The sequence below is a fragment of the Brevundimonas sp. CURTG3B2_SDJG genome (assembly GCF_057364705.1).
On record NZ_JBNFOJ010000088.1, the window covers coordinates 1 to 10,628 of the forward strand.

Consider the following 10,628-nt stretch of genomic DNA (forward strand, 5'->3'; position numbering starts at 1 on the left):
TGGGCGGCGGGCGCCGCGGCCCAGGCCTGGGGCATACCGGGCGGCACGGGGACGGTCGCCGTCGTCGACGGACTGGGCCAGCTGTGGCTGAACGCCCTGCGCATGACCATCATCCCGCTGGTCTTCAGCCTGCTGGTCACCGGCATCGCCTCGATCGCCGATGCGGCCGCGACCGGGCGGCTGGCGCTGAAGGCGGTGACGGTCTTCGCCCTGCTGCTGGTCGGCGCCACCGTCTACGGGATCCTGGCGTCGCAGGGGCTGCACGCTCTGTGGCCGATCGACCCCGAGGGCGGCCGCCTGCTGCTGTCCGGCGCGGCCGGCGACGCGACGGTGCGCGAGAACATCGGCGGCGGCGGGCTGCCCGCCTTCCTGACCAGCCTGGCGCCGGCCAATCCCATCCGCGCGGCGGCCGACGACGCCATTCTGGGCATCGTGGTGTTCGCCATCGTCTTCGGCTTCGCCACCACCCGCCTGCCGGGCCGCCTGCGCCAGCCGCTGACCGTCTTCTTCGAGGCCGTGTCGGAGACCATGATCGTCATCGTTCACTGGGTGCTGCTGGCCGCGCCGGCGGGCGTCTTCGCCCTGTCGCTGGGCGTGGGCTTGCGGGCGGGCCTGGGCGCGGCGGGGGTGCTGGGCCACTACATCGCCGTGGTCGTGCTGGCCCTGGTCGGCCTGATCCTGCTCACCTACGTCGTCGCGGTGATCTTCGGCCGGGTGTCCCTGGGCCGCTTCGTCCGCGCGGTCGCCCCGGCCCAGGTGGTCGCCTTCTCCACCCAGTCCTCGCTCGCCTGCCTGCCGGTGATGGTCGAGCGCGCGCGCGACCGGCTGGGCGTGTCGGCGGCGACCGCCGGCCTGGTCCTGCCCCTGGCGGTGGCGGTGTTCCGCATCACCTCGACCGTCGCCAACCTGGCCGTCTGCATCTACGTCGCCCACCTGTACGGCATCCCCCCGACGCCAGGCGTCCTGTTCGCCGGCGGCGTGGCCGCCCTGGCCATCAGCGTGGGTACGGTGGGCCTGCCGGGGCAGGTCAGCTTCTTCGCTTCCATCGCCCCCATCGCCCTGGCCATGGGCCTGCCGCTGGAGGTCCTGCCGCTGTTGCTGGCGGTCGAGGTGGTGCCGGACATCTTCCGCACCATCGGCAACGTCACCGCCGACATGGCCGCGGCGCGGATCGTCGAGGGGCGGGACGCGGCCGCCGATCCCGAGGCGGCGGCGGGAATCTGAGCCGTAAGGTTTGGACAGTTCGTCGGCCGCTCGGAAGGCGTCACCCTCGCGCCGAACCTTGAAGGAGCGCCGGATGATCAATCACTGGATGGCGACGGGATTGTCGATCCTCGCGGCCGCGGGTCTGACGGCGGCCTGCGCGGATCCCCGCCCGCCCGAGCAGGTGCTGTTGCGCACGCCCTCGCCCGACGGCCGGTTCGAGGCGGTGCTGATGAACTGCGACGCCCCGCCGAACGTGACGTCCAGCTGGACGATCGGGGCGGTGTTCCCGCGGGTGGAAGGGCGAAGCTTCGGCTGCGACGACATGCTGGAGTCCAAGGCCTCGTTCATGGCCTCCTATCCCGAGGGGCCGCCGTCGGCGCCGGACACGATCGAATGGGCGGGCGGCGGCGCCGTCTTCACCCTGCGCGGGCGGGTGATCCTGTCGCAGGCTTACGACGCCGGCTCGGAGGGGCTGCTGGAGATCCGGGCGCTGGAGCCCCCGGCGGTCTAGGCCGCGTTCGACGTACCGCTGGCGGCTGGCTCAGCGCCGGGTGCGTTCCAGGAACCTGGTTCCGCACGCGCCCGGCGCCTACGCGGGCTGGACGCTAGGTCCGGCCCTTGCCCAGCACCCTGTGCTCCATCTTGAAGCGATCGGGACTGGCGCCGAAGTTCGCGTAGTAGCCGCGATGTTCCGCGTTGCGGAACGCGTCCTTGCGCTGCTCGAAGAAGGCCTTGTCGTACTAGTTCACGCCGAACTTGATGGTCATCTTGTCGCGCATGCTCGAGCTCCAGTCCCACCGGATGTGCTCGTCCGGCCGAAGCTTGAGCCGCTCGTCCGACCATCGCAGCAGTCGGACGCACTTCCTCAGGTCGGCCTCGTTGTCGAACTCGATCTCGACAAGGGTGATGGCGTGGGGGCTTCGCCCCTTGTTTTCAGGGCTTTCGCTTCCGTCCAGGATCTGGACGGGTCCGTATCGGCCCTTGTCCAGAAGCCGGTCGAGATCGGCGTCGATTTCGGGAATGAAGTTCCCGCCGATCTGAAGAATGTCGGCGGTCCCCTTGGGAGGCGTGTCGTCCGCGGGTGGAATGCTCATAGTGCCGCTCCTCATCGGAAAGATGGGTCGAACGCGTCTGGCAACTATGGGTAGTATAGAACCGCTTCACACGTGCGCGCAACCACCGGCGCGGATCAACGATCCGCGCCCGCGATCAGCTCGCGGCGGCCGAGCGAAAGTCGCCGGGCTCAGTAACTCTGCACCGGCCGCACATCCAGGTCGCCGGCCTTGATCGCGGCGATCCCCTGGGCCGCGGCCAGGGCGCCGGCGGCGGTGGTGTAATAGGGGATCTTCATCATCAGGGCCGTGCGGCGCAACGAGAAGCTGTCTTGCAGCGACTGCTTGCCCTCGGTGGTGTTGATGACCAGCTGGACGTCGCCGTTCTTCATGGCGTCGACGATGTGCGGGCGGCCCTCCAGGACCTTCTTCACATGGCCGACGTCCAGGCCCAGACCGCGCAGGTAGTCGTGGGTGCCGCCGGTGGCGATAACGCCGAAGCCCTGGGCCAGCAGGGACTTCACCGCATCGACGATGAAGGGCTTGTCGGCGTCCTTGACCGAGACGAAGGCCGTGCCCGCCGTGGGCAGCAGGGTGCCGCCGCCGGTCTGCGACTTGGCGAAGGCGCGGGCGAAGGCGGGCTGCAGGTCGGCCTCGCCCTCCCGCTTCCAGTCCAGACCCATGACCTCCCCGGTCGAGCGCATTTCCGGCCCCAGGACGGTGTCCACCCCGGCGAAGCGCGCGAACGGGAAGACGGCTTCCTTCACCGCGATGTGATCCAGCGCCCGATCCGTCAGCCCGAACGATTTCAGCGGCACGCCGGCCATGACCTTGGCGGCGATGGCGGCGATGGGCGCACCCATGGTCTTGGCCACGAACGGGGCCGTGCGGCTGGCGCGCGGGTTCACCTCCAGCACGAAGATGCGCGGCTCGGCCGAGTGCGGCTCCTCGATGGCGAACTGGACGTTCATCAGCCCGCGCACCTTCAGGGCTCGGGCCATGGCTTCGGTCTGGCGCTTCAGCTCGGCGATGGTGGCGTCCGACAGCGAATAGGGCGGCATCGAGCAGGCGCTGTCGCCCGAGTGGACGCCGGCCTCCTCGATGTGCTCCAGCACGCCGGCCACGAAGACGGTCTCGTCGTCGCACAGAGCGTCGACGTCCACCTCGGTGGCGCGGTTCAGGTAGTGGTCGATCAGGACGGGATCGTCGCCCGAGACCAGCATGGCTTCGTGGACGTAGCGGTCCAGCTGCTCGCGATCGTGGACGATCATCATGCCGCGCCCGCCCAGCACGTAGGAGGGGCGGAGCACGACCGGATAGCCGACCTCGTCGGCCTTCTGCGCGGCTTCCTCGGCGCTGCGGGCCAGGCCGTTCGGCGGCTGCATCAGGCCGATGTCGTTAAGCAATCTCTGGAAGCGCTCGCGGTCCTCGGCCAGGTCGATGGAGTCGACGCTGGTGCCCAGGATCGGCACGCCGTCCTCCTGCAGCGCGTGGGCCAGCTTCAGCGGGGTCTGGCCGCCGAACTGGACGACGACGCCCAGCAGTTCGCCGCGGGAGCGCTCGACGTCGATCAGCTCCAGCACGTCCTCGGCCGTCAGCGGCTCGAAATACAGGCGGTCGGAGGTGTCGTAGTCGGTCGAGACGTCTCGGGGTTGCAGTTGACCATGATGCTTTCGACGCCGATGTCGTCGAAGGCGAAGGCCGCGTGGCAGCAGCAGTAGTCGAACTCGATGCCCTGGCCGATGCGGTTCGGCCCGCCGCCCAGGATGATGGCCTTGCGGCGGTCGGACGGCTCCGCTTCGTTCTGCGGGACCTGGCCGAGCGCGCCGGTCTCGTAGGTGGAGTACATGTAGGCGGTGGCCGAGGCGAACTCGGCCGCGCAGGTGTCGATCCGCTTGAACACCGGGCGGACGTCCAGGGCGCGGCGGGCGGCGCGGACGGCTTTCTCGGTCGAGCCGGTCAGCTGAGCCAGGCGGGCGTCGGCGAAACCCTTGGCCTTCAGCTTGCGGAAGTCGGTCGCGGTCGTGGGCAGGCCCTGGACGCGGATGTGGCCTTCGGTGCGGACGATGTCGGCGATCTGGCGCAGGAACCAGGGCTCGTAGGAACAGGCCGCGGCGACCTCGTCCACGCTCAGGCCGTGGCGGAAGGCCTGGGCGATGACGCGGATGCGGTCGGGCGTCGGCAGGCCCAGGCGCGGACGACGGCGGCGCGGGCCGAGGCGTCATCCTCGACGTCGGCGACGCCTTCGATCTCGATCTCGTTGAAGCCGGTCAGGCCGGTTTCCAGGCCGCGCAGGGCCTTCTGCATCGATTCCTGGAAGGTCCGGCCGATGGCCATCACCTCGCCGACCGACTTCATCGAGGTCGACAGGGTCGCCTCGGCGCCCGGGTATTTCTCGAAGGCGAAGCGCGGGATCTTGGTGACGACATAGTCGATCGACGGCTCGAACGACGCGGGCGTGACCTTGGTGATGTCGTTGGTCAGTTCGTCCAGGGTGTAGCCGACGGCCAGACGGGCGGCGACCTTGGCGATCGGGAAGCCCGTGGCCTTGGACGCCAGCGCCGACGAGCGCGACACGCGCGGGTTCATCTCGATGACGACCATGCGGCCGTCCGCGGGATTGATCGCCCACTGGACGTTCGACCCGCCGGTCTCGACCCCGATCTCGCGCAGCACGTTGATCGAGCCCGTGCGCATCCGCTGGTACTCTTTGTCCGTCAGCGTCAGGGCGGGAGCGACCGTGATCGAATCGCCGGTGTGGACGCCCATGGGGTCCACGTTCTCGATGGAGCAGATGATGATGCAGTTGTCCGCCTTGTCGCGGACGACCTCCATCTCATACTCCTTCCAGCCGAGCACGCTTTCCTCGATCAGCACCTCGGTGGTCGGCGACAGGTCCAGGCCGCGCTCCACGATCTCGCGGAACTCCTCGACATTGTAGGCGATGCCGCCGCCGGTGCCGGCCAGGGTGAAGGACGGCCGGATGATCGCCGGCAGGCCGACGAAGGCCAGGGCGTCATCGGCCTCGTCGATATGGTGGATGGCCTTGGAGCGCGGGCTTTCCAGCCCCAGCTTGTCCATGGCGTCGCGGAACTTCTGACGGTCCTCGGCCTTGTCGATGACCTCGGCCTTGGCGCCGATCATCTCGACGCCATGCTTCTTCAGCGCGCCCGAGGCGTCCAGCGCCAAGGCGGTGTTCAGCGCGGTCTGGCCGCCCATGGTGGGCAGCAGGGCGTCGGGCTTCTCCTTGGCGATGATGCGCTCGACGAACTCCGGGGTGATCGGCTCGATATAGGTGGCGTCCGCCACCTCCGGATCGGTCATGATGGTGGCCGGGTTCGAGTTGACCAGGATGACCCGGTACCCCTCGGCCTTCAGCGCCTTGCAGGCCTGCACGCCCGAATAGTCGAACTCGCAGGCCTGGCCGATGACGATCGGGCCGGCGCCGATGATCAGGATCGACTGGATGTCTGTGCGTTTGGGCATGGCCTGAGGCTCTTCTTCTTGATCGTCAGTTCGTCACGACCGCGCATTCCCAGCCGTCGTAGTCCAGCTGGAAGGCCGCGGCCCAGGATTGCATCATCGAGGACACCGGCGCGAACGAGGCTTCGTCGACCGGAATGGTGGTTTCGAGCACCGTCATGTCGTCCTGACCGCGGGTGACGAAGCCGGCGCGCCGGGCCACCTCGTTCAGGTCGTCGTGGTCGCCCTCGCCGTAGAAGTAGAACAGGGTGTGGCGCGGCGTGACGCCGTTGTCGCCCTGGGCCGCCAGGGCCGCGCGCACCATGGCGTCGCGTTCTTCATGGCTAACGGACGAGGCGGTCACGGTCGGCGAGGCTCCTGGCGCGCGCGAACCCGGCGCGGGCCAGCGCCGGCGCGGTTCGGTCGGGTTGTCGGTTAAGCGGCCCGTCTAGAGAAGGGGGGGCGAGGGGGCAAGGCGAAATAGACGCCCCATTTTGGTCGTAAATCCGCGAACGTCGTTACCGATTTGTCCGCGGTGTGACGATGATGTGACGGACTGCGAACAATCGTGTTCATATCCGGCGAAAGTTGCGGTGATCGGGGGCGATAAGGTGGCGCTGGAGATTGTTTCCGTGGCGGACCGAAGGCTAAATTCGGCCCGTGTATAGAGCCTGCGCAATCCAGATTGTCGCTCGCGAGCATTATCGAGGATCCTCCCCCCATGTCCTTCCGCAAACGTCTTCGTGACACCTCCATTCTGACGGGTGGCGTGTTCGCCGCCGCCCTGATCGCCGCCCCGGCCTTCGCTCAGGACGCGCCCCCGCCTCCTCAGGATGAAGCCACCGAGATCGGAGAAGTCGTGATCACCGGCACGCGGATTCGTGTGCCCGACTACGACGGCGCCGCGCCGGTGACGTCCGTCGCCGGAGAGGCGCTGCAGAACGCCGGTGTGACCAACGTCACGGATTTTCTTACGGATCAGCCCGCCCTGGTCGGCTCGACCACCCTGCAGACCAACGCCAACGCCGGCGCCCGCGGCGCGGTCGGTCTGAACCTTCTGGACCTGCGCAACCTGGGCACCCAGCGTACGCTGGTGCTGGTCAACGGCCGCCGCCACGTGGCCGCCCAGCCGGGCGACCAGTCGGTCGACATCAACACCATTCCGGTCGCCCTGATCGAGCGGGTCGACATTCTGACCGGCGGCGCCTCGTCGGTGTACGGCGCCGACGGCGTCTCCGGCGTGGTCAACTTTGTCCTCAAGGACGATTTCGAGGGCCTGGATGTCCGCGCCCAGACCGGCTGGTCGGACGCCGGCGGCGGCGACAACAACTTCGTCAGCGTCCTGTACGGTAAGAACCTGCTCGACGGCCAAGCGAACTTCACGATCGGCGCCGAGTTCTCCAAGACCGGCCGGGTCGGACGCGACGATCGCGAGTTCTCCAGCCTGGCGGGCCGCGAGACCCTGACGCGGGATCCGGCCTTCACCGGCGCCCCGGGACAGTATCAGCAGAACTTCTTCCGCAACGCCCGCTACATCGACACCTCGCCCGGCGGGTCGGTCTATACGGACCTGGACTTCTCCAACAACCTGTCCGGCGTCGACTTCAACGGCGACGGCCGGCCGTGGACCCCGGGCGTGTACTCGGACGGCTTCACGATGATCGGCGGCGACGGCAGCCAGCTGGCCGCCTTCGGCACCGACCTGCTGCCGGAACTGGAACGCACCTCGCTCAACGCGACGTTCAATATCGACCTGTCGCCCAAGGCGACGTTCTTCGGCGAGTTCACCTACGCGAACACCCGGACGCAGTTCCAGTCGCAGCCGTCGTTCGACTACGCGCTGTTCATCCCGATCGACAACCCGTACATCCCGGCCTCCATCCGCACCGCGGCGACGGCTCCCGGCGCCATCGTCGATGCGATCGGCGGCGTCCTGATGGCGCGGGACAATTTCGACCTGGGCTTCATCACCCGCGATGTCGAACGCAACACCTACCGGGCCGTCGTCGGCTTCCGGGGCGACCTCAACGACCACCTCTCCTACGAGGTTTCGGTCAACTACGGCCGCACCCGCGAAAAGAACACCGAGAACAACAACCGCATCAATGAACGCTTCTACGCGGCCATCGACGCGGTGGACGAGGGCGAGTTCCGGACCGGCGTCCGGAACGGCAATATCGTCTGCCGTTCGAATCTCGATCCGAGCGCGGCTCCCCTGGGCAACTACCCTGGCTTCGGCAGCTCGCCGTTCGACGACACCACCTGGGGCACCACCTTCACGCCGGGCCTGAACTCCGGCTGCCGTCCGCTGAACATCTTCGGCGACGGCGTGGGCTCGCAGGCGGCGCTGGACTGGATCATGGCCGACTCGACCTCGCTCAACACGGTCGAGCAGCTCGTGGTGAACGGCTTCCTGAGCGGCGACACCGGCGCGTGGTTCGAGCTGCCGGGCGGTCCGGTTTCCTTCGTCGTCGGCGGCGAGTACCGCAAGGAGGAGGCGCGCTCGCTGCCGTCGCTGCTCGAGTTGGAAGCGGCCCGGGTTCACTACGACATCACCTGGCTGGGCGAGGCCAACGTCCTGAAGGGCGCGTTCGAGGTGAAGGAGCTGTTCGGCGAAATCTATCTGCCGCTGCTCCGCGACCTGCCGTTCGTGCAGAATCTGACGGTCAACGGCGCCTACCGCTATTCGGACTACTCGACCATCGGCGAGACCGAGGCGTGGAACGTCGGCCTGCGGTGGGACGTCAACGACTCCGTCGGGTTCCGCAGCTCGCTGGCGCGCGCCGTCCGTGCCCCGAACATCTCCGAGCTGTTCCTGCCGCTGTCGCAGACCTTCGCGATCCTCGACGACCCCTGCGACCGCGACAACTACCAGGCCGGCGACAACGCGGCGGTGCGCGAAGCCAACTGCCGCGCCATGCTCGGCATCGGCGCGTCGGACCCCTACACCTTCATCAACAACTCGTCGTCTTCGATCGAGGGGGTGATCGGCGGCAACTCGGACCTCCAGGCCGAAACCGCGGACACCTTCACCGCCGGCGTCGTCCTGCGTCCGAGCTTCATCCCCGGCTTCTCGCTGGCGCTGGACTACTATGACATCGAGATCACCGAGGCGATCCAGTTCTTCTCGGCCCAGAACATCCTCGACAAGTGCTATGACCTGCCGCAGCCGAACCAGTTCTGCGATCTGATCACGCGCGACGGTTCGAGCCACCTGATCGAAGGCTTCGAGCAGTTCGGGGTCAACGTCGCGTCCTATGAGACGTCCGGCTATGACATGACGATGCGATACAACCTGGATCCGCAAGATCTGGGCATCCGCCAGAACATCGGCCAGTTCAGCTTCGTCCTGGCGGCCAGCAAGCTGGAAAACCTGACGTTCATCGAAGACCCGGGCAACCCGCTCAGCGTCGACGAGACCGTTGGCCAGGCCTTCATCCCCGAATGGCAGGCCACGTTCGACATCGGCTGGCGGTGGAACGAGTGGTTCGTCAACTACGGCTACAACTGGTTCGACGAGACCCGCCGCTTCGAAGGCCGTCCGGACAACTACATCGATCCGGAGTACAAGGACTATTCGGCGCGTTCGGTGCACGACCTCCAGGTGCGGTACACCTATGATGACCGCATCTCGGTCTACGGCGGCGTGAACAACTTCACGGATCAGCAGCCGGATCGGGGAACCAACGCCTATCCGGTGAGCCCGCTGGGCCGGTTCTTCTACCTGGGCATGAACCTCAGCATGTAGGCCTAGCCCGGCTTCGGAAAGAGGGGCGGCGTCTCCGGACGCCGCCCTTTTTTCATGCGCGCTCGGCGATCCAGGCGGGCAGGGCGTCGATGCCTTCCAGCGCGCCGTAGCGGGGATGGCTTTCGGGCGCGTCGGCCAGTTCGTGGGCCCAGGTGATGGCGTAGGGGATGTGGACCGCGAAGGCGCCGGCGGCCAGCGCGGGCAAGACGTCGGACTTCATCGAGTTGCCGGCCATCACGGCTTCGTCCGCGCCGGTTCCATGCCGGGCGAAGACACGCTCGTAGGTCCCTTGGTCCTTCTCGGACACGATCTCGACGGCGGCGAAGAGCTCGCCCAGGCCCGAGGCGGCCAGCTTGCGCTCCTGGTCCAGGAGATCGCCCTTGGTGATCAGGACCAGCCGATAGCGTTCCGACAGGGCCGCCAGGGCCTCGTCGACGCCGGGCAGGGTCTCGACCGGATGGGCCAGCATCTCGCGGCCCGCCGCGAGGATCTCGCGCACCACGGCGGGCGGCGCCTCGCCGCCGGTCAGCTCCATCGCGGTCTCGATCATCGACAGGGTGAAGCCTTTCACCCCGTAGCCGTACAGACGCAGGTTCCGGCGCTCGACCTCGGCCAGCCGGCCCTCGATCGCGTCGCGGTCGCCGTGGTCGGCCAGAAGGGCGACGAGGCGATCATGCGTCAGGCGGAAGATCGTCTCGTTGTGCCAGAGGGTGTCGTCGGCATCCAGGCCGACCGTGGTGATGCTCATGGCCGGTCCATGCCCTCGGCGGACCGGCTGCGCAAGCCATTGGCGGCGGCATGGTGAACGGCCTGTTGAACATGTTCGTCAGGGAAATGTTGGCGATGCGGGGGCACCGTTCACGGACAACTTCCCGGGGGGCCGTCCAAACCAAGGAGCCGGTCATGGGGAACGCCACGGAGCAGCGCGGGCTGCTCCAATCCGACGCGCGGGAGCAAGACGGCCCTGCGCCCAAGATCCCGCCCGAGCATCGCGCCTACGCGGCGTCGGGCTGGCCGGACGCGTCCGCGCGATCGCCGCCGCTGGAGCGGCGGGCCTACGCCGCGCCATACGAGAGCCTGACCTTCACCGTGGTCACGCGCGGCGCGCGCGAGCTGACCGTGACCTCGCCGCCCCAGCCGGTCTTCGACCTGGGCCGTTC

At 67.9% G+C, this 10,628-nt stretch carries 7 protein-coding genes and 1 pseudogene; 4 read left to right on the forward strand and 4 right to left on the reverse strand.

Annotated features, from left to right (window positions below; translation table 11 throughout):
* Together AC2W7C_RS07775 and AC2W7C_RS07780 are read left to right on the forward strand one after the other, a co-directional pair.
* On the forward strand, positions 1-1,224 hold a 1,224-nt coding region (locus AC2W7C_RS07775), incomplete at its 5' end, for a dicarboxylate/amino acid:cation symporter (protein ID WP_486000928.1).
* A 73-nt stretch (positions 1,225-1,297) separates the two neighbouring features.
* Complete coding sequence (locus AC2W7C_RS07780; protein WP_486000929.1) at positions 1,298-1,717, forward strand: hypothetical protein; 420 nt, start codon at positions 1,298-1,300, stop codon at positions 1,715-1,717.
* Positions 1,718-1,946: 229 nt separating this feature from the next.
* On the opposite strand, the gene AC2W7C_RS07785 is transcribed toward AC2W7C_RS07780, so the two are convergent.
* The 3 genes and pseudogenes from AC2W7C_RS07785 to AC2W7C_RS07795 all read right to left on the reverse strand — a co-directional run bounded on the left by AC2W7C_RS07785 (position 1,947) and on the right by AC2W7C_RS07795 (position 6,084).
* Positions 1,947-2,300, reverse strand: coding sequence for a hypothetical protein (locus AC2W7C_RS07785; RefSeq protein WP_486000930.1), 354 nt, complete (start codon positions 2,298-2,300; stop codon positions 1,947-1,949).
* Positions 2,301-2,449: 149 nt separating this feature from the next.
* Positions 2,450-5,744, reverse strand: a pseudogene (carB, locus tag AC2W7C_RS07790) (carbamoyl-phosphate synthase large subunit).
* Positions 5,745-5,769: 25 nt separating this feature from the next.
* On the reverse strand, positions 5,770-6,084 hold the full coding sequence (locus tag AC2W7C_RS07795; RefSeq protein ID WP_486000931.1) for a hypothetical protein: 315 nt from the start codon (positions 6,082-6,084) through the stop codon (positions 5,770-5,772).
* A gap of 357 nt (positions 6,085-6,441) precedes the next feature.
* Here AC2W7C_RS07795 and AC2W7C_RS07800 point away from each other — a divergent pair, with 357 nt between their 5' ends.
* Positions 6,442-9,468, forward strand: a complete 3,027-nt coding sequence (locus tag AC2W7C_RS07800; protein WP_486000932.1) for a TonB-dependent receptor plug domain-containing protein — start codon at positions 6,442-6,444, stop codon at positions 9,466-9,468.
* Positions 9,469-9,520: 52 nt separating this feature from the next.
* Here the strand turns inward: AC2W7C_RS07800 and AC2W7C_RS07805 are convergent, their stop codons facing one another.
* The gene (locus AC2W7C_RS07805) at positions 9,521-10,216 is read right to left on the reverse strand and encodes an HAD family hydrolase (protein WP_486000933.1); all 696 of its coding nucleotides are present in this window, start codon (positions 10,214-10,216) and stop codon (positions 9,521-9,523) included.
* Positions 10,217-10,371: 155 nt separating this feature from the next.
* Here AC2W7C_RS07805 and AC2W7C_RS07810 point away from each other — a divergent pair.
* The coding region (locus AC2W7C_RS07810) for a hypothetical protein (protein WP_486000934.1) at positions 10,372-10,628 on the forward strand (257 nt) is incomplete at its 3' end.